Source organism: Winkia sp. UMB3158 (assembly GCF_030217145.1).
Taxonomy (GTDB): domain Bacteria; phylum Actinomycetota; class Actinomycetes; order Actinomycetales; family Actinomycetaceae; genus Winkia; species Winkia anitrata.
Genome location: NZ_JASONH010000001.1, coordinates 133,083 through 153,642, shown reverse-complemented (window position 1 = coordinate 153,642; position 20,560 = coordinate 133,083). Strand labels below are relative to the sequence as shown.

General features: G+C 52.8%; 16 protein-coding genes. 14 read left to right on the top strand and 2 right to left on the bottom strand.

Going from position 1 to position 20,560, the window contains the following annotated elements:
* Window position 1 precedes the first annotated feature (1 nt).
* The 6 genes from QP400_RS00810 to QP400_RS00785 all read left to right on the top strand — a co-directional run bounded on the left by QP400_RS00810 (window position 2) and on the right by QP400_RS00785 (window position 9,145).
* Entirely contained in the window at window positions 2-1,141 is a 1,140-nt protein-coding gene (locus QP400_RS00810; RefSeq protein ID WP_004805972.1) for a glycosyltransferase family protein, read from the top strand.
* 13 nt (window positions 1,142-1,154) lie between these two features.
* The gene (locus QP400_RS00805) at window positions 1,155-2,393 is read left to right on the top strand and encodes a glycosyltransferase (protein ID WP_004805975.1); all 1,239 of its coding nucleotides are present in this window, start codon (window positions 1,155-1,157) and stop codon (window positions 2,391-2,393) included.
* Window positions 2,390-3,685, top strand: a complete 1,296-nt coding sequence (locus QP400_RS00800) for a lipopolysaccharide biosynthesis protein (RefSeq protein ID WP_004805976.1) — start codon at window positions 2,390-2,392, stop codon at window positions 3,683-3,685. Before QP400_RS00805 ends, QP400_RS00800 begins: the two co-directional genes overlap by 4 nt.
* 1 nt (window position 3,686) lies before the next feature.
* A complete protein-coding gene (locus tag QP400_RS00795; protein WP_004805978.1) occupies window positions 3,687-5,672 on the top strand; it encodes a DUF6541 family protein in 1,986 nt (661 codons plus the stop codon).
* A 124-nt stretch (window positions 5,673-5,796) separates the two neighbouring features.
* On the top strand, window positions 5,797-7,089 hold the full coding sequence (locus QP400_RS00790; protein WP_004805980.1) for a nucleotide sugar dehydrogenase: 1,293 nt from the start codon (window positions 5,797-5,799) through the stop codon (window positions 7,087-7,089).
* A gap of 76 nt (window positions 7,090-7,165) precedes the next feature.
* Window positions 7,166-9,145, top strand: a complete 1,980-nt coding sequence (locus QP400_RS00785; protein WP_048707228.1) for a DUF6541 family protein — start codon at window positions 7,166-7,168, stop codon at window positions 9,143-9,145.
* On the opposite strand, the gene QP400_RS00780 is transcribed toward QP400_RS00785, so the two are convergent.
* On the bottom strand, window positions 9,139-10,677 hold the full coding sequence (locus QP400_RS00780; protein WP_004805983.1) for a polysaccharide pyruvyl transferase family protein: 1,539 nt from the start codon (window positions 10,675-10,677) through the stop codon (window positions 9,139-9,141). The two genes, QP400_RS00785 and QP400_RS00780, sit on opposite strands and share 7 nt — an antisense overlap.
* Before the next feature lie 147 nt (window positions 10,678-10,824).
* On the opposite strand from QP400_RS00780, the gene QP400_RS00775 reads away from it, so the two are divergent.
* The 7 genes from QP400_RS00775 (at window position 10,825) to QP400_RS00745 (ending at window position 16,536) form a co-directional block, all read left to right on the top strand.
* Window positions 10,825-11,751, top strand: a complete 927-nt coding sequence (locus QP400_RS00775) for a glycosyltransferase (protein ID WP_004805986.1) — start codon at window positions 10,825-10,827, stop codon at window positions 11,749-11,751.
* Entirely contained in the window at window positions 11,748-12,206 is a 459-nt protein-coding gene (gene pssD, locus QP400_RS00770) for a PssD/Cps14F family polysaccharide biosynthesis glycosyltransferase (protein ID WP_004805987.1), read from the top strand. The genes QP400_RS00775 and pssD overlap by 4 nt, the downstream gene beginning before the upstream one ends.
* A complete protein-coding gene (locus tag QP400_RS00765; RefSeq protein ID WP_143484504.1) occupies window positions 12,149-12,718 on the top strand; it encodes a glycosyltransferase in 570 nt (189 codons plus the stop codon). Before pssD ends, QP400_RS00765 begins: the two co-directional genes overlap by 58 nt.
* A 101-nt stretch (window positions 12,719-12,819) precedes the next feature.
* Window positions 12,820-14,004, top strand: a complete 1,185-nt coding sequence (gene glf / locus QP400_RS00760) for a UDP-galactopyranose mutase (RefSeq protein WP_004805990.1) — start codon at window positions 12,820-12,822, stop codon at window positions 14,002-14,004.
* Window positions 14,004-14,873, top strand: a complete 870-nt coding sequence (locus tag QP400_RS00755) for an ABC transporter permease (RefSeq protein WP_004805993.1) — start codon at window positions 14,004-14,006, stop codon at window positions 14,871-14,873. Before glf ends, QP400_RS00755 begins: the two co-directional genes overlap by 1 nt.
* Window positions 14,873-15,607: an ABC transporter ATP-binding protein gene (locus tag QP400_RS00750; RefSeq protein WP_004805996.1), complete on the top strand. Its 735-nt coding sequence runs from the start codon at window positions 14,873-14,875 to the stop codon at window positions 15,605-15,607. The genes QP400_RS00755 and QP400_RS00750 overlap by 1 nt, the downstream gene beginning before the upstream one ends.
* Before the next feature lie 2 nt (window positions 15,608-15,609).
* Window positions 15,610-16,536 carry a glycosyltransferase family 2 protein gene (locus tag QP400_RS00745; RefSeq protein ID WP_004805997.1) on the top strand — a complete coding sequence of 309 codons (927 nt, stop codon included), beginning with the start codon at window positions 15,610-15,612 and terminating at the stop codon, window positions 16,534-16,536.
* 103 nt (window positions 16,537-16,639) lie between these two features.
* Here QP400_RS00745 and QP400_RS00740 read toward each other — a convergent pair whose 3' ends face one another.
* Window positions 16,640-18,481 (bottom strand): S-layer homology domain-containing protein, encoded by a 1,842-nt coding sequence (locus QP400_RS00740; protein ID WP_285462435.1) that lies wholly within the window; start codon window positions 18,479-18,481, stop codon window positions 16,640-16,642.
* 143 nt (window positions 18,482-18,624) lie between these two features.
* Here QP400_RS00740 and QP400_RS00735 point away from each other — a divergent pair, with 143 nt between their 5' ends.
* Window positions 18,625-20,520 (top strand): S-layer homology domain-containing protein, encoded by a 1,896-nt coding sequence (locus QP400_RS00735; protein ID WP_004806001.1) that lies wholly within the window; start codon window positions 18,625-18,627, stop codon window positions 20,518-20,520.
* Window positions 20,521-20,560: the final 40 nt, after the last annotated feature.

Below are 20,560 nucleotides of genomic sequence, written 5' to 3'. Positions count from 1 at the left end.
AATGAAGAACATCCTGGTGATCACCTTTTCGGATATTCCGAAGGACGCCCGCGTATTGCGTCAACTATCGGTTGTGCGCGAGTTCGGCCATGTCACGACACTTGCCTATGGAGAAAAGGCCGAATTTGCAGATGAGCATCTGCGGATTGATTCTTCTTTGCCGTCTCTGCCGCAGACTCCTGCGGGGGTGGCTGCCTTGGCAGCACATAGATTCCGTACAGCGGAACGGCTTATTCCTGCAGCTAAGCAGGGATTGAAGTTGGTGGGCAATCGCAAGTTTGACGCAATAATTGCTAACGATGCAAGAGCGCTTCCCCTTGGCATGGCTATTGCCGGGGACGATACGCCAGTGTGGGCTGATTTGCACGAATGGGCTCCGGAGGAACGCACCCAGCTGCTGTCCTGGAGGTTGCTCGTCGCTCCCTTGATGCGGGATATTTGTAAAACTTATCTACCATCTACCGCAGCACAGACGACTGTCGCTGGGCACATCGCCCAGCTTTACCAGAAGCACTTTGGAGTTACTCCCTCAGTGATGCGCAATGCGCCCGCTTGGCAGGATCTGGAACCGAGTCCTGTAAGTGACGACAAGATTCGCCTGGTCCACTCTGGCAGTGCGGTTCCGGGCCGGTCTATTGACAAGATGATCGAAGCGGTCAAAACGCTGGACGATCGCTTCAGCCTAGACTTCTATCTGACTACTGCCGGCGATGGCGGCAAGTATCTACAGACTTTGAAAGATGTAGCGGGCGGTGACCCGAGAATTAGGTTCAATGATCCGGTAAAGCCTGCCGAGCTTCCCGCCACATTGAATTCATACGATGTAGGCATCTTCTGGATCCCTCCCACCAATACGAATGCGCGCCTTTCGCTGCCGAATAAATTCTTCGACTTTGTACAGGCACGCTTGGCAGTTGCTGTAGGTCCGTCGATCGAGATGGCTGAACTGGTTCGAAAGCATTCACTGGGAGTTGTTTCGGAAAGATTTGAAGTCTCCAGCATTACACAGACTCTATCCAGCTTGGATTCGCAAAAAGTGAGGTCTTTCAAAGCACAAGCTCACACCCACTCCAAAGAACTTTCTTTTGACAATGAGGCTAAGGTAGCAAGAGGAATACTTAAACGTATGTTGTCGCTATGAGTTAGGAACCTAAATGCAGAAGAAGCTGCTGGTACTGCTTACCTCCGTCTTCCCCTATGACAGCGGAGAAGAGTTCTTAGAGGTTGAGCTCCCGTATCTGGCAGCTTCTTTTACTAGGGTCATAATTCTGCCCGTACATCAACTAAATCCCAAGAAACTCACCAGAAAGCTGCCGCAGAATGTTGAGGCACGCAGCCTGCGCAGCTGCGTGCCGGCATGCAAGAGCGCTGGGATTGGGCTAAAAGCTGTTAGCGGCTGGGTACGTTCGCCCCTGCTGTCGCCGATCCCAGCTGCTTTGCAAATGCGCGCGCTGACCTCGGGTAGGTATCGTTTCGAACTGGCAAAAAATGCGCTGGCAGACGTGGATTTTTCGCGCTATGACCAGGCGGTGTTCTACGGGTATTGGATGGCCAAGCCAGCAATGATTGCCTATTGGCTTTCCGAGTGGGCAAAAGATTTTACCGAAACCAAGTGTGCCTCGCGGGCGCACCGCTTCGATGTATATCAGGACCAGGCTCCGTTCGGATATCTACCTGCAAGGTCATTCTTAGGTAAACATTTGGATGCGGCCTTTCCCATTTCAAAGAATGCGAAAGATGTGCTCTCCAGGGACATGGGAGATTCGATGCGTGCCGCAATGAGCATCCAACGGCTAGGAACTCGCCCTCTGCCCGAAGTGCACCGGGAAAAGACTGGGAGGCTAAATATTGTCTCCCTCTCCTCTTTGGCGCCAGTGAAGCGGTTGGATCTAGGCGCGCGGGGTATAGCGCAAGCGCTTCGCCGTGGCGTTGACTTGCACTGGTACCACATCGGAGGCGCGAAGGCGGAACAGGTAGAAGATCTCAAAGGGCTGTTGGACGAGCTCCAGATAAGCGAATCTGTAACTCTGATCGGCCAACTGCCCCACGAAGAGGCGCTAAATTTCCTGGCGGACCCGAAGCTGACCGTGTTCATGAATACTTCCTCTTCCGAGGGCGTGCCTGTTTCGATCATGGAGGCGTTGGGATGCTCGCTCCCGACTGTCTGCACAGATGTCGGCGGAAGTGGCGAACTGGTAGAAGAGGGCGTTAACGGTTCGCTGCTAGCGGCGGATATACAACCGAATGATTTAGCAGAGATCCTTGATCGCTGGTACCGGATGGGACAGGACGAGTACGCACGTTTTAGCAAGAATGCGCGGAATACCTGGGAAGAAAAGTGCGACGCTCGTAATGTGTACCCGAAGCTGATTGCAGAAATGGAACAGATGTGAGTTCCCCCTTCGACAAGATAAAAGGGGTTTTCACCGCTAGGCCTACCCTGAAGCACGTCTCTACTCTTGTGGGCGGAACCCTGGCGGGACAGGTCCTGGCCGTTGTCACGGCCCCGATAATCTCGCGAATGTATTCGCCGGAAGAGATGGGGCAGTACACCTTATTCATCTCCGTCTTCATGACCGTTGTTGCTGTTGCGGGACTGCGTTACGACATGGCGATCGTGCTACCGAAGAGCCACGCGAATGCGCGGGTGCTGCGCAATACCGTGTCAGTGATCATCGGGATTGTCTCGCTGGCGTGCACAATAGTGTTTTTCATCTGCGGGAATGCTTTAGCTAAATCGATGGGCCAACCCGGACTCGGCCCGTGGCTAGCACTTGCGGGAATCGCCATTTTCACGCTGGCGCAAGTGAATTCCTATAACTATTGGTTCACTAGGACGCTGCAATACAAGGCAATTTCTATAAACAAAGTGCAAATGAGTGGTTCAACCGCGATTTTGCAGATTGTCTTCGCGCTTGTGTCTTTCGGAGGCATCGCCGGGCTTATTGTTGGACATCTGCTGGGGCAGGGTGGGGCAATGGCCACCCTAATGTATAAGGGCCGGGCGAAGGCGGAAAATGAAGGCGAGCCAAGCGCCAGCGCCATACAGCTGTTGCGCCGCTATAAGAAGATGCCGCTGCTCAATGCTCCGAACGGGCTGGTAGATTCGATCCGGCTGAACGGTATCAACATGCTAATTGGTGCCCTCTATTCTGCTAATACGGTTGGTCAATTCGGGCAGGCGTGGAGGTTGATGCAGGCTCCCGTAACGCTTATCACCGGGGCTATTTCGCAAGTATTTTTCCAGCGCTTTTCGGTTACAGAGCCAGGAAAGATGGAAGCGGCGGTGAAGCAGTCGGTGAAATACTCTTTACTGCTGGGAATTATTCCATTCCTTCTAATGGCTCTTCTTGCACCTTGGATTTTCCCCTGGTTTTTAGGCAGTGGCTGGGAGCAATCCGGTCTGATCGGCAGGGCGCTGGTGCCATGGTTATTTCTGAATGTTGCCACTTCGCCAATTTCGACCGTCTTCGTTGTTACTGAAAGGCAGCAGGAGATGCTTGGCTTTGCCGTGGTATACATGTCTACGGGGCTGGGGTCTGTGTGGGGCTTTGCCAAACTGGGAGCGGGAATTGTCGCAACTGTTTGGGGACTGTCGCTGTTTATGTCCCTCGCCCTGGTGGGAATGATTCTTCTAACGATCAGAGCCGCAAGGATTTACGACCGAGAGGGAACTACAAAATAGTATGGCGTGGCTAGGATGCATCCCGTTACTTGCGGGATTGCTAGGTATTGTTTTTATTCCGGGTGCATCCATTTGTTTGCTTGCTGGAATGCGTCCGCGTTACGTGGTGGCTCTTGCGCCCCTTATCTCTATGTCGCTAGTGAGTCTCCTTCCCGTATTGTTCGCTAAATTCGGGATGCGTTGGTCTATAGGTTCCTTTGCCGGAACCTTTGTGGTTTTCTGCCTTGCGGTCGCTCTGATTTGTCGAGGGCGAGCACGCTGGCCGCAACGGGTGGCTTTGCCCTCTGCCTTGTGGATAGGAGGCGTTGTCGCTTGGCTCGGTCACGTACTACCGGCGGTGATTGGGCGTTCTCCGCGCACCCCTATCCAGCAAATTGATCCCACCTACCACATGAATTTGGTGTGGTTCATGGCGAATACTGGGAATGGTTCTTCCATTAGCGCACCGACAAGAATGTTCGGGCTTGAAACCTCTGAGACTGCCGCCCCTTCCGGGTGGCATGACCTGGTTGCTCTTATGGGTACGGGTCGGGTTGTGGAAGCGACGAATACGATGGCTATAGTACTGCCGACGCTTTGGGTTGTCGGTATTAGTTTGCTTGCATATGTAGCTTTTTCTGCGAATACGAAGTTGGTGGTGTGGACCCAGCTAGCAAGTCTCGTATTCAGTGAGTTTCCCACTATCTTGCAAAGTAGCTATCCGGTGTGGCCAAATGCGTTAGCTATTGCTTTGCTTCCATTTGCTTGTGCGGCAATGTGGATGGCGATAAGAGACTGGCGGGCGCAGAAACACTCTGCTCTTGGGTATGTAGGAGTAGGGGCCGCAGCGATTTTGATTACTTGCGGAATTGCGCTCGTCCACCCGTCATTTGTCTTCAACATGGCCTCTCTCAGCGTATTTCCCCTGCTTTATCTGTTAATTCGCGGGATATGGCGTTCCCCCAGTCAGCGCAGAAGGAAGTCTCTGCTGTGGCTAGGTGGCGTAGTACTCGTAGTAGTGGGAGCGAGTCTGGCTATGTTCACTATTCCGTATGTCAGCGCTGTTGCTGCGCGTATGATGAGCTCATACGGCGGGGAACCGGCAATTGGCATCGAGGCGATACTGAAGATTGTTTCCGGAGCCACCGCGCATAAGGAAGGAACGGTAGTTCCAGTAAAGATGTCGCAGGCTCTTATGAACGTCTGTGGCATGGTCCTGTTTATAGGGGCCGTTCTAATGTGCTGGCGTAGGCGTGACAAGATCGTGTGGCTTTCGTGGCTGGGAACCGCATTCATAGCGCTAATTGTCTATTGGCGAGTACCCGGAGTCCTCGGGATGATTGGCGGATTCTGGTACATGAACGCACATAGGGTAATAGCACCGCTTGAAGTGCCGGCGACGTTATTATTTGGGTTGGGACTAGCCCAGTGGAGTTACCTGCTTTCACTTCTTTTGAAGACGGTTTTTCGCGCAAAGAACGCTGCTGGCCTGTCACGAGCGATCACACTGGGTGTTGTGTTAGTAGCAGGATTTAGCGCCGGAATTATTACTAAGAATGCCTTCTATCAGGTTGTCTACAATCCGAAATCAGATTTTGTGACGATACATATGTCGAGCCCTGAAATAGCTATGATCGAGCGGGCACAAAAGAAGATTAAGGGGCCGGTGCGAGTAATCGGCGATCCAACCAACGGCAGTGCCATGATGCAGGCTCTGGGAGGCGTGGAAGTGGTATTTCCGCAGATGTACTACAGGCCTTCGAATACTAACGAGGCCTACCTGCTATCGAATTTCGACAAGTTGGGTACGGAGCCGAAGGTTTGCGATCTAGTTCGTAAGTACAACATTAGGTACTTCTACTATGACAGTGACAAGGAAACCTTCGGCAAGACGGGGCAGGTAAAGGACGACGGAATCCAAGTGCCGCCCTCACCGAAGGAGGCCGAACTGGTAGATAGGGGAGGAACCGCCAGGCTGTACAAGATCACCGCCTGCAGGAGCTCCTGAAATTGCCTAACGTCCCCGCTAGAGACGAGAGTGAGCGCACATATTTGCTGCAGGCAACGGGTAAGTGCGCGGGGAGCCAGGACTTTATTTACAATACGTATGAGACTCAAATTTTGGAGGATATATGCAGATTGCAGTAGTGGCAATGGGAAAGATTGGTCTTCCTCTGGCAGTACAGTTTGCCGATATGGGACACCAAGTAGTTGGTGTTGACGTAAACCAGAAAACCGTTGACCTAGTAAACGCCGGTAAGGAGCCGTTCCCCGGCGAGGCTCATCTGCAGGAAAAACTGGATGAGCTCATTCCTGCTGGCAAGCTGCGCGCAACTACCGACTACGCGGAAGCTATTCCACAGGCTGATGCGGTTGTACTGGTTGTACCCCTGTTTGTAAACGATCAGACGTGGGAGCCAGTTTTCGGGTGGATGGATGCCGCCACCAAGTCCTTGGCAGCGAATCTGAAGCCGAACACTCTGATCTCTTACGAAACTACTTTGCCGGTAGGAACTACTCGGGGCCGCTGGAAGCCCATGATTGAAGAAATCTCGGGTCTGAAGGAAGGCGAAGATTTCCACCTCGTATTCTCTCCGGAGCGTGTACTCACCGGCCGTGTATTCGACGATCTGCAGAAGTACCCGAAGCTTGTCGGTGGTCTGAACGAAGAAGGCACGAAGGCCGGCATTGATTTCTACAAGCAGGTGCTCACTTTCCGCGATAGGGAAGACCTGCCTCGCCAGAATGGCGTGTGGGACATGGGGAGCGCTGAGGCAGCTGAAATGGCGAAGCTAGCCGAAACCACCTACCGCGATGTGAACATCGGACTGGCCAACCAGTTCGCAGTGTACGCAGACAAGGTTGGCATCGACGTAGAGAAGGTTATTGATGCCTGCAACTCTCAGCCATACAGTCACATTCACCGCCCTGGCATTGCGGTGGGCGGACACTGCATCCCGGTTTACCCCAGGCTCTACCTGTCGACTGACCCTGACGCAACGGTGGTCCGTACTGCCCGTAAGTACAATGCGGCAATGCCTGACTACGTGGTTAGCAGGGTAGAAGAAGTACTGGGTGACCTGAAGGGCCAAAAGGCTGTGGTGCTGGGTGCTTCCTACCGTGGTGGCGTGAAGGAAACCGCATTCTCGGGCGTGTTCCGTACTGTCGAAGCCTTGGAAGAAAAGGGCGCGGACGTGTTCGTGCACGATCCGATGTTCAGTGATGACGAATTGGCCGGATTCGGCTGGAAGGCTTACCACTTCGGCGAGTCCGCTGATGTAGCCATCGTGCAGGCCGACCACAAGGAATACCGGACTATCTCTGCTTCTGATATCCCTGGTATCAAGCTGCTCTTCGACGGGCGTCGCGTGACTGATCCGCAAACCTGGGCTGGTACGCCTCGCATGGTTATTGGCGACAAATAGTCATTAGTTACAATGGGCACGTGTCTTAGCCATCTTGGCTAAAACATGTGCCCATTTTGCATCCCCTGGAGGGTCTATGTTGTTCCCAGCTTCCACAGAGCTGAGTCATTTTTATAGTTGGGGTGGATTCTTAGTCTGCCTAGGAGTAACTACCCTGGTAGTTTTCCTCCCGGGGCTTGTTGTGGGTATTGCAGCGGGATTTAGAAGGTCCACGCTTGCAGCCTTTGCACCGGCTGCCTCAGTTGGCATCAGTGCGGTAAGCGGGATAATGGCCCGGGAGGTCGGCTGGGGCTGGAACGCGCTGATGCTACTGCCGCTAACTGCGGTCATCTCAGTGATCTTGGTTTTGTATAGGGCAGTGGCGCGCCCGTACAAGAATATTTCTAGGGCGGGAAGTAAGTCTTTCCTTGCGCCCGTCATCTGTATTCTTTTATTCGCTGCTTTTACAGTGCGTTTTGCGTTGGCAATCCAATCGCCGGGGACATTCAGCCAGACATGGGACACTGTCTTTCACCTGAACACAACCGAGCTCATCCTGTCTACAGATAGTGCCTCTTCCCTTCACGTGGATCTTACCGGGGATGGAAAAGAACACTTCTATCCGGCCGCTTGGCACGGCATCGTCGCGCTGGTTACGCAGCTTACGGGAACACTTACACCAGTTGCTACTAACGCTGCGGCTGCCGTCGTGTCATTCTTGGTGTGGCCCGTCGGCATCTACGCACTAGTCGGAAGAGTAACGTCTTCGACAGGTACCAAAACATGTGCAATGGTCCTGGCCCTGCTATTTCCCCAGTTTCCTCTGGCGTTCTTGTGGTGGGGAAACCTGTACCCGAACCTACTTGGGTATGCGCTGTTGCCTATTGGGATGACTCTCTTTGACAGGGTGCTTGAACGGTTCAGCAAAGTAACTCCTATCTACCTGGTTGCCCTGTTGGTGACTGCTGCCGGAATGGCTCTGGCGCAGCCTGTTTCGGTAATTACTTTTGCGATCATGGCGATTGCCTGGCTAATTGTGAAGTTCTGGAGCCAAACTAGGCGGAAACTTCGTACAGTCCCTGTTGCCCTGGGGGCCGCAGTGGTCTTGTATGCCGCACTGAACTTTTGCATAGATTCTGTAAACCAGCTTTCGACTATGAGGACTGGAACAACCACGTGGTATCGCCAAGGACATGCGTTGCGGGGGCTATTCCAGCTGGTCGTCTTCACAGGGGGAAAGCCCCAGGGGAACTGGGACGTTTATACGCTGCCCCAGATGATAGTTCCCGCCTTGGCGATCTTGGCGGGAGTATTGGTGGCTATAAGCATGAAGAGGGCGTGGCCGCTGCTAGGTGCGCATTTCATGGCAGCAGTACTATTCGTCTGTGCCTTTTGCCTTGACGGTGACACCCGCTTGTATTGGACGGGGCTTTGGTACTGCGACGTTCCCAGGGTGTTTGCGCCACTATGTGTCGGTGCACCGATTTTTGCCGCCTTGGCATTGCAGGCAGGGTGCCACCTTTTCAGACGGCGAGCTACTTCGGGCGTTTCTACCGCTGCTGCGCTTGTGGTGCTGCTTGCCGCAACGCTGTTCTCTCCAGCGATCACCTCTGCTTTTACTGCAATAAGCCACACCAATTCGCTGCGGGGTATTTATTCCCAGGGCGGCCTGTTGGACAGCGATGAGTTGCAGCTGTTCTCCAGACTGGACAAACACGTACCACCAGGACAGAAGATCCTGGCTAATCCATGGGAGGGAGGCTCGCTCACGTGGCCATACGGCAAGCGAATGCCTTTCTTCCCTAGGATTACTGGTGGTCTTACCGACACTTACAAGTTGCTGGTCAATGATCTAGATAAGGCAGATCAGATACCAGAGGTGTGTTCGCTGCTGAAGCGGGAGAATATCCACTACGCCTTGCAGCTGCGAGACGTGTACTTGTGGGGAGGCTCCGGTTGGAATATCGAGAAGAATTTCTCCTCGCTTGATCATCTGGAAGACATTCCAGGTGCCAAAGTGGTAGATCAGCAGGGGGAAGCGAAGCTGGTAAAGCTCCCGGACTGCACTATTCAGTGACCCCTGTTCTTCAGGCGCGATGCCAGCGCACCTACCCGCGCGATCTTCTTCAACTGGCGGTAGCTAAAACGGCCTACGCGTGCCCCCGGATCCTGTACGAGCTCGGCCTCGCGACAGTACAGGTACCCGATTCGTGCCTGTTGTGTTTCCACCTGCTCACTTAGTAGCCTCTTTTCAGCTTGAAGGGCGTGAATCTGCCTCTCGTAAGATTCCAACAGCTGCCAGGCTCTAGCAAGATATTCATGGTCGGCGGTTGCATCTTCCATGAGCTGCAACTGCCCTAAATAACGCGTGTGAAGCTTAGCGAGAATTTCGGGGGCCGCCAGCGTGGGCGAGGCCGTGGAAACGAAAGAGGAGGCGTCTGCCTTGTTGTTGGTGCACATAGCAATCACCTGCTGCCACCAGCGTTTTGTATCGGTGTGCAACTTTGGCATCCGAGACTGCAGATGCGAACTGATCTGGTTCGCCAGTGCCACGAACTGGTCTATTGCCTGGTAGCTTTCGACTGCATCCAGTGCTGCTTCCGGTAGAACCCAGTTAGGATCCAGCCCGAGGTTTGCCAGCAGATCCGCCATTCTAAGATTGGCGTACAGGTTAGGTGCAAGCAATAGAGTCGGAATAGCCGAAGTCATGGCAAAGACTGCTTGATGGAACCTGTTTGTAACAGAGAGACTAGCTCCTTCTAGAGCGGCGACTAACTGGCTTGGGTGGGCAGGGTTGAAGACCTCCACCGGCGTAGACATGCGCTGGGCTATGGCTTCGTGGAAAGCAACATCTTGGTCCTGCTTTGCTGAGTCTGCCATATGCGAGATCAGCTTCGTAGTAAGCCCGGTGGCTTTACTGAGTCGATCTAAAGTAGCAGCGATAAGCGCTGCCGACGTCGAGGTAGGGAAAGCAGCATGGGCATCGTTGAAGCAGCCCGCTATAAAATCCCCGCCGCGCAGGTTTTCTACCCCGCTGAAGCAGATGGCATCATCGTGGGCCACATAAATCTCTTTGGACGTGTACTTTTGGGCTTCCTTCTTAGAGAAAGGACCGCGTACGCCAATCAGATCGGCCGAATCAAAAAGCCGGCGTACCGCCTGTTCTTCGTGTCCTAATAGAAGGGGGCCAACCGACTGCCCAGAAATTGCCACTGGCAGACCGATGTGTTTGGCGTATTGGGCAAACAGGGAACGCTCAAGAAGGAGCCTAGAAAAGTAGGAATTTATTGACCCGCCCCCACCAATTATCAGAGCGTCCAAGTGGTGCACCTGCGCCAGTCCATCCGCTACGGGGTTACGCCTAAAATCTGAAAAATCTTGTGCGCTAAGGAAAAACTCTTCCCGTTCTAGCGGCAGCTCTGGAAATTCAATCGAGCGGAGGAAATTGGCGCCGGGAACAAGTTGTTGGCTACGAGTGGCGTCATGGGTAAACAGATATGGGGTATGGCCGGCTTCTTTTATCTGTTTAAAGGAGGAAAGCGCAATGGCGTCGTCGCCAACGTGCCAAGAGGGGTTGCCAATGTCTGTCAAGATGCCAATGTTTGCCATAGGTTCCCATTCGAGATGTAGCATGCGAAAGAACGTGGCTTAACTATATATGTTTGCTTTCCCAGTGGCGTAGCCTGCGAGGCGGCGAACTAGCGGGTTGTATGATGGGCGGATGAAAAAGGTCCACGGAGCGGCAAGGTCGATGGTATGCGAAAAGTAGCTGCGGTTGTTGTTGCTTACAATCGCGAAGTCTTGTTAGGTAAATGCCTCGCTGCACTGCAGAAGCAAACTGTTCCATTGCAGCACATAGTGGTAGTAGACAACGCCAGCACAGACAATTCGCTGCAAGTAGCTAAAGCTAGTGGGGCAGAAGTAGTTTCCTTACAAGAGAACACCGGCGGTGCCGGAGGGTTCACCGCAGGCATTGCATCGGCAATGGGCCATGATGTCGATTTTCTATGGCTCATGGATGATGACACCATCCCGTTTTCGAACGCCCTCGAAGAACTATTGCAGACAGCCGACGCCTACCCTGGTGCACCAGCATTCCTCTGCTCTAAAGCAGAGTGGTTCGACGGGCAGGTGCACCCGATGAATACTCACCGCAGGCGCCCCTTTGTGCCATCAGAACAGATTGATCACGCCAAGAAAGTAGGAGCCATTCCGGTTCGATCTGCATCTTTCGTGTCCGTTCTGATAGATACAAGGGCTGTTCGCGAAGAAGGACTTCCTATCGCGGACTACTTTATTTGGAATGACGATTTAGAATATCTGAGTCGCATAGGCAAGAATCGCGTCGGACTGTACGTGCCGTCCTCGCGCGTTCTCCATGCCACCAAGAAGCTTGCGGGAGTGAATGAAGACCCTCGCGATAGATTCTTCTACGAAGTGCGCAACAAAATCTGGTTCTTGAGGCTCAGCACCGGTCTGCATCTGATGGATCGCGTGCTCTACGGGGCATCTTGTATCAGACGGTGGGCGAAGATGTTCAGCGCCTCAGCTGATAGGCCGGCTATGGTCAAAGTAGGTTGGAGTGGCTTAAAAGCAGGAATGCGCGCCCCCCGTTCCAACCGCGAGGTATTTGCGTCCTCTGCAGAAGTGGGCCCCGCGATCGCGAAGATGGAGCATAGATGAACCAGTTGAAGGTTTTATTCGTGGGCTCGTCTGGGGGCCACCTCGCGCAGATGATTTCAATGCGCCCCTGGTATAAGAACCATCAGCGCATCTGGGTCACTTTCAACACTCCGGACGCTATCAGTGCCTTGGAAAACGAAAAGGTGTTCTGGATGAAACACTCCCCGGAACGTAAGCCCTGGGACTTACTGAAGACCCTGTGGGCAGGCATTAGGCTGGTACCTAAGCTGAAGCCGGACGTGGTTGTGTCCACCGGAGCATCGCTAGGGACTATCTTCATTGCGATTGCCCGCCTACTAGGGATTGCCACGGTCTACGTGGAGGTCTTCGATCGCATCGAATTGAAATCGATGTCCGGCAGAATCTGCTACCACATAGCTGACAAATTTGGGGTGCAGTGGGAAGAGCAACTGAAGCTATACCCGAACGCTACGGTGGTGGGGCCGCTGCTATGAACCTGCAAAACTATTCGGTAGTAGTCATGGTTGGCACCCATCACTGTCCGTTTGACCGACTAATAGACTGGGCCGACAAGCTTGCCGCAACAGGCATCGAAGTTCTGGTGCAATATGGCAACTCGAAGGCACCATCTATTGCAGACGGGATAGTCTCGCTCACCCAGCAAGAGATGCTCAGCCTGCGGCAAAGCGCGAAGATCCTGATCTGCCACGGAGGCCCATCGATAATGGTCGAGTGGCTCAGGGCCGGGTTTAGGCCTGTAGTGGTACCCCGAGACCCCGCTCTCGGAGAGCACCTAGACGAACACCAGATGCTCTTTACAGACTTTATGGCCCACCGTGGGTGGGTTGATGTAGCCGCCTCAGCTGACGACCTAATTGCGCTGGTACGAAACGGTCTCGAAGGCGTTTCCTGTCCCCAGGATCTAGCCGATCTTGACTCCGTTGCAGCTGCGCACAATGTTGGTCGCCTTGTGGCAGATGCGCTACGAGCCAGGCGGGACAGATAATCCGGAAACTGACTTTCTGGCGGGGCAAATCCTGGTCCAACACTCCTTTTACGCTAGTGTGAGTGGGTAGGCCCCGCCCGAAAACAAATAGGAGTAGGTAAATGAACGTTGACTTGGTTGTGGTTGGCTCAGGTCTTTTTGGGCTAACAGTAGCCGAACGGGCTGCTACCCAGCTGGGCCTGAAAGTAGTAGTCATTGATAAGCGCGACCATATTGGCGGCAATGCTTATTCAGAGATCGAACCTACTACGGGAATTGAGGTCCACAAGTACGGGGCCCATCTATTCCACACTTCCAATAAGCGGGTGTGGGATTACGTAAACGAGTTCACCAGCTTCACTGACTACGTGCACCACGTGTACACGACAGTTGACGGTGAAGTGTACCCAATGCCCGTCAACCTTGGCACAATCAACCAGTTCTTCCGCGCAGCCTACGGGCCAGAAGAAGCGAAGGCATTGATTGCCGAGCAGGCACAGGAAGTTGCTGGCAAAGACGTGAACGATTTCCAGTCGAAGGGCATCTCGCTGGTTGGCCGTCCTCTGTTCGAAGCATTCTTCCAGGGCTACACCGCCAAGCAATGGCAGACAGATCCTAAGAATCTGCCCGCGTCTATCATTTCGCGCCTACCTGTGCGATACACCTACAACAATCGCTACTTCAAAGATACTTGGGAGGGTCTGCCGACAGATGGTTACGCGGCATGGCTGAACCGCATGGCAGACCACCCCAATATCGAGGTGCGCCTGAACACTGACTTCTTCGACGAATCTCAGCCGTATAACAAGAAGGCCTGTGTTGGAAACGTTCCCGTGGTTTACACCGGCCCGGTGGATAAATACTTTGATTACGTCGAGGGCGACCTTTCGTGGCGCACGATTGACCTAGAACTGGAAGTGCTTAATGTGGGCGACTTTCAGGGGACATCCGTAATGAACTACGGCGACTTGGATGTGCCTTACACCCGTATTCATGAATTCAGGCATTTCCATCCCGAACGCGACTACCCGAAGGATAAGACCGTAATCGCTCGGGAATACTCGCGCTTTGCTGAACGCGGCGACGAACCGTACTATCCCATCAACACGGCCGAGGATCGAACCCGACTGTTGGCGTACAGAGAGGCCGCGAAGGGTGAAAAGCACGTTCTTTTCGGTGGACGTCTGGGCACGTATAAGTACCTCGACATGCACATGGCGATTGGATCGGCTTTATCGCGAGTTGATAATCTACTGAAGCCCTTCTTCGAGGGCGATCAGAAAGTCGAGTGGGAAAGCGGAGAATAATGACCGCTAAAACTACTGATGGGTTCACCATTCCCGGTCGGTCGAAAGGGCTCATTGAAGCTCTTCACGAACGGTATTTGCTGAACCTAATCGTTCATAAAGAACTGCGGGTACGCTACCGCGGTTCCGTACTCGGGATGCTTTGGTCTTACGCCAAACCCGCAACCCAGTTCTTGGTCTTCTTCATTGCGATAGGCCAGTTCATGGGTATGAACAGGGCCATTACTAACTACGTGGTGTACATGTTCGCCGGGGTAGTAGTAGTGAACTACTTCAGCGAGATCTTTGGCAATGCTACCCGTTCCATAGTGCAGAACACCCCGCTGGTGAAGAAGATCTATCTGCCCCGTGAGCTGTTCCCACTGTCGTCAGTGTGGGTAGCCATGGTTCACCTGTTTCCACAGGTACTGATTTTGGTAGTGGGCGCACTGATCTACGGGTGGCGCCCGGGAATCCTGAATATTGCGGCGGCTTTCGCAGGTTTTGCGATCATTACCATCTTCGCCCTCGGACTGGGACTCTTTGCCGGTGCACTGAACGTTATGTACCGCGACGCGGAAAATTTTGTAGACCTGTTGCTGATGGTTGCTACTTGGGCTTCCCCGGTGCTGTATCGGTGGGAAATGGTGGCCAAAGTCTTTGAAGGACCGCTGCACTGGGTTTGGTACCTGTACCAGATGAACCCCATAACTCCAGTAGTTGAACTATTCCACTATGCCTTTTGGCTTCCTACCGCGGGGGTTACAGATCCGATGCCACCGCAAATGGGAATCTGGACCGTCGTCTCGCTAGTCGTGTCACTATTGTTCTTAGCCTTAGGAGAGGCGACTTTTAGGCGCTTTGACGGAAGGTTTGCTCAGGAACTGTAATGAATAATCAAGACGTAGTAATTCGAGTACAGGACGTAGTCCAAGACTTTACCTTGCGGCATGCGCATACTTTAAAAGAAATCCTAGTTTGGTCGCTGACCGGTCGCAAAGGCGATGTCCGGGATAACTTCAGAGCCTTAGACCACGTGTCTTTTGATATTTACAAGGGCGAAACTGTAGGCCTTATGGGCTTCAACGGTTCTGGCAAGTCAACCATGCTGAAGCTAATCAGCGGGGTTATGCGCCAGACTTCAGGATTTGTGGGCCACAAGGGCAGGATTGCCGGACTGATCGAGGTCGGGGCTGGATTCCATCCAGATCTAACGGGGCGGGAAAACATCTACCTCAACGGTGCCATTTTGGGCATGAGCAAGAAACAGATAGATGCCGCTTTCGACGACATTGTTGCCTTTAGCGAGATTGAAAAATTTATCGACACCGAAGTGAAGTTCTATTCTTCGGGGATGTTCTTGCGTCTGGCATTTTCGGTGTGTGTTTACACTGATCCGGACATTTTCCTGATTGACGAGATCTTGGCAGTAGGCGATGAACCTTTCCAGAAGAAATGTCTTGCCCGTATCAAAGATTTACAAGCACAGGGGAAGACTCTTGTTATAGTCAGCCACGATCTGGATATGATGTCCAAGTTGTGCGACCGAGGAATTCTGCTCGATCACGGTAAAGTGAAAATAGATGGAACGGCTACACAGTGCGTCGAAAGTATGAGGGGCTAAAAATGGCTACATATGCAGGTACTATGCGCGTTGCCGCGGTGGTTGTAACCTATAACCGCGTTGAGCTGCTAAAGAAAACATTGACTGCGCTAGAAGCACAGGAGTATCCAGTTTCTAAGATCGTAGTGGTGGATAATGCGTCTACCGATGCTACGCAGCAGATGCTCAAAGAACGCAAGAATAAGCTCCCTATTGAGGTGCACAGGCTCAAGAAGAACACCGGTGGAGCCGGCGGATTCTTCTTCTCGATGGATGTTGCTTATGATGGCGGTTACGACGCCTTCTGGATGATGGATGACGACACGAAGCCTCGCCCTGAATCTCTGGGTAAGCTCGTTCGCGGCCTCGAAGAAGCCGCCGAGTTTCGAGGCGGCCAAATGCCCTCTTATGCCGCTTCTATGGTGGTTTGGAAAGATGGGCGCGCATGCGACATGAATATTCCTACCCCTAGGTGGGATTGGACTCGGCCAATTGCCGAAGGAAAGAACTGGATCGATGTCGACTGCGCCTCCTTCGTATCGTGCTTGGTAACACGCGAAGCTGTAGAGGCGTGTGGATTGCCGCATCCCGAATATTTCATCTGGTTCGACGACGCAGAATACACCTACCGGCTAGCCAAATGGCGTCCCGGTATCTTTGTGCCTGATTCGGTAGTAGACCACTTGATGCCCGCCAATTCCGCTGTGTTCTGGGGCGAAGCTACCGAGAAGAACCTCTGGAAGTTTGGTAGAGGAGCGCGAAACCAAGTCGCCGCTGCGATCTCGCTGCGCAAGGCGCGAATCTTGGCTGATCTATTCCAGAACCTGATATCGCAGCTCAAGGGGTCTTCGGTGCCGTGGAAAGTACGCGCAAAGCTTGTTCGCTTCGCCCTTGACGGATTCTTCTTGCGGCCAAAGGTTCGCTATCCCAGGGCTATGAAAAAGGACTAGCTTTTAGGGGAGCCAACCTTAGCAGGTTACTGAAAGGTTCGATTGCCACCTTGGCAATTAAAAGTATATGGGCGGGCAGCTTTGCTGCCCGCCCACTTATTAGCTACCGCTTGTTAGATTTGATCCTGTAGATAAACGCTGCCATTGCATTGCGGTCTATGTAGTTGACAGGTCGGAAAGTGCCATCGGGCCAACCGGTGGTGATACCAGAATCCGCTAGCCAGCCAATTTCTTTGTGGAAGGCCGCGACACTTAGGTTGCCCCGTCTCTTGTAACGAACGTCCCTAAAGATGTCCTTCATAGGTTGCACGTAGTTATTTGTAGCTACTGCAGGCGAGCACTTGTCGGCGTGTTTAGAGCAGAAGCGGTACAGGAAAGCAGCCATTGCGCCGCGTTCTACTGGTTGATAAGGCCGATAGGTTCTGTCGTCCCACCCTGTGGAGATACCTGTTTCGCCCATCCACGAGATTTCTTTGTAGAAGGCGTTCGACTTCTTTAGATCTTTAAACAGGGGGTATTTGGGTGGAGTATAAGCAGGTGAACCGGCCATTCGGTACAAGAAAGTAGCCATTGCGTCGCGATTAATCTTATTCCATGGTCTGAAAGTGCCGTCCGGCCAACCTGTCGTAGTTTTTGTGTCTTTCATCCACGAGATTTCGCCCGCGAAAGCAGAAGAAGGAGAAACGTCCCTAAACGGCGCCTTGCTCGGCGTGCCGGCCCTTGCCACAGTAGTCTTCTTCACGTTCCACTTGGCAAATAAGACAGTATCATCTGCCAGGGTAAAAGAATTTCCGACCGGCTTGGTGAAGCCTTGGTCAAAGTACCAGCCTTGGAATTGCGCGCGAGGATCAGACAGAGAAGGAAGGTTAGTAATTACGGAGCCAATAGGTTGGTTCTGCAAGGCCGCTGGAGCCTTTCCGTACCCTTCGGTCTGATACTTCACGTATGCCCGATTCTGGCCTTCCTGCTGTTCCTTAGTTTGATAGACGCGGAAATGGTCTATTTGGAAAGTACGAGACCAATCAGTGGTGGAGTTGGGCCGTGATGCCCAACCTCCCATGGCTAGGTTGGCAATTACGTAGAACTTCTTGTCGAATGGTTCTGGCATTGGCCCGGAATAATGGGACCCGTCTGGTCTAACCCACTGGTTTTGCCAGGTAGAACGGCGCGAGTATTCCTTCCCATCGACGTAGAAGATGAATCCGCTCGGACTCCAATCCATAGTCCAGGTGTGATAGGAGCCGGGAAGATCAACTGGGCCTATGTTCTTGGAGTCTGCGTCTGTTGCGTGATCGTCGTTGCTGCGGTGGGTATTCCAGGGAACAGTGGAGGCATGAATAGAAGTGAAGTTAGTGTTTCGTGCCCAAGAATCGCCTAGATTCTCAAACCAATCGAGCTCTCCGTCTTTTGGCCAACCGTAAGGATTTTGTTTAGGCATTAGCCAAAAAGCCGGCCAGGTTCCCCGTTGTCCTGGGGTGCGCAGCCGGACTTCAAAGCGGCCATATTTCCAAGCCGCATGATTGCGTGTTGAGATAGAACCGGAGTTGGCTAGGACCCCAATGCCTCGATCGTTCTTGCCGGTAGCCGGGTGTGCCCGAATATTTAATGCGCCTGCTTCGACGAATAGATTAGAGCTGGGGTCAGTTTTTGGGGCCTCGATATTGGTGTACTTAAATGGACCATTTTCTGGTTCTCCATGACGATTCCATTTGTTAGCCCAGTTAATTCCACTGCCACAAAACTCGTCATTCCATACGAGGTCATATGTGCGCCCTTCCGCGGTCACGGTTCGCGGGACGGCTTCGGTGGTAGTGGATCCATTAGTGTTAGCTACGCATGCTTGAGGCTCAATGTTGCCCTCATCTGCCTGGGCAATGCTTAGTGGCGTAATGGTAAGCGCAAGTGAAGATACTAAAGGTATAGCAAGTAAAATGCATTTTCGCATAAGCACTCCTGTGGTCAAGGTGTAAGTCGATTAGATGGTAGCTAATTAAATTGTGAAAATGAGAATAGTGTGATCAATTGCAGTGTGCTGACCAGGTAGGATGAGAATGTCTAATCTGCAGTTTAATGCTCTGAGGTTTGAATATGAAAAGACGTACCCTAATTCCTGTAGTCGTCGCGACTTCTGCTATGGCAACAGGGATAGTAATTCCATCTGCTATAGCAGATGATCAGGCTACCTCCGAAGTGCCACAAACTATTACTTCGCAAGGTAAAACATACAATCTGGTTTGGAATGACGAATTTAATGGTTCGCAATTAGATGCAGGATGGGGGGATATAAACAAGTCGAAGCCTTGGTCGAACGGAGCTATGGAGTATGTGAATAAGTTCGATCCGTCTGACCCTGATGGCTCCAATCTGGTTTTGAAAGATGGCATCTTGCGTTTGCAGGCCACTCGATTGCCAGGAGTGTGGGGGAAAGATGCTTCCGCAGGCATTCAGACTGCAGGAGTAAAGGCGTGGAAATTTGGTCACTTTGAGGCCCGCGTAAAGTTCTACTCGGCACCTGGGACGTGGCCAGCGCTATGGATGATGCCAGAACAGAGCCCGTACGGTTGGCCTAGGGATGGAGAGATCGACTGGATTGAATATCCGCGATCTGCCACTCCTAAGCAGAACCAGACAGTACTGCATACTTCAGGATCTACTTCTACTCGTGACGACGGCGATAGCGCCGCGATTGCTTTCTCACCTGCGCGAGGAGATTTGGCAGGTAGTTGGCATGTGTGGGCAATGGACTGGACTCCGGACGGCTTCGTCTTCTATATGGATGGCAAGGAATACGCGCGCAAGGATACGCGCTCTGCTGAGCCGCCAGTTCATGAAAAGGCAAAGGGAAATACCTATGGGAATAGGCGGTGGGACTCTTCTTGGATAAATAAGGAAAACGGCACCGTACACAAGGACTCTCCAGCGCTTGCACCATTCGACAAGAAATTCTACTTGATCTTGAACATGGGCCTGAAGGCGCCAGGCATATGGGCCGGAAGGCCTAGTGGAACTGAGCTCGACTACAAGAATGCCAAAATCGATGTTGACTACGTTCGCGTCTACCAGACCGCTGAACAACAAAGGGAACAAAGCAAGGTATTTCTAAAGTTCGACACCAAGGGCGAGGCCATCGCGCCGAAACAGCGAGACCTAACCGTAGGTCAGAAGCTAGGGGAACTGCCTGAGATAGGTAGGGAAGATGGGAAGGTTTCCATCCAATGGTGCCGCGAGCGCAATTGTGCGCCCGGTACTGAAGTGGATGCGCAAACAGTAATTGACCAGGACTGGACCCTATTTCCGAAGTGGGGAGATCCCACTGAAAAGCCGAAGCCGACACCGGCTCCCGCTGAAAAGCCGAAGCCGGCACCGGCTGCCCAACTGTCGAAGCCGGAAGGTAAGGTCTTTGTAGATGTCTGGGCGGACAGCCCATTTGCTGCAGAAATCAAGTGGCTAAGGGATCGGGGAGTAACTACCGGCTGGCCTGATGGGACGTACCGTCCGTTCAACAAGATCAACCGCGATGCTATGGCGGCTTACCTATATAGGTTGGCTGGTTCGCCCGCATATACTCCGAAAAAGAAAGTGTTCACCGATGTAACCCCCAAGAATGCATTCTACAAAGAGATTTCCTGGGCAGCTGAGCGGGGGATAACTACAGGCTGGAAGGTGCGCGGTCATAAGGAATTCCGTCCGTGGCAACCTATCGACCGCAATGCTATGGCAGCCTTCTTACGTCGCTTTGTACAGACGCCAGAGTTTAGAGCCAAATATCCGGACTCTAGAGCGCTTGCGATGATAGCTGATACAGCGGACCGGCACGGGCTGCGTGACGTGAAGAAGGGAATGGCTTTTGCAGACGACATTTTCTGGGCCTACAACAGTGGGGTAACTACTGGCTGGAAAGAAGACAAGACGTTCCGTCCCTGGGAGCGAATTGATCGTAATGCGATGGCTGCATTCGTCTACCGCATGACCGTATCCAAGTAACAAGCATGTGGGGCCACTCCAATATTGGAGTGGCCCCACA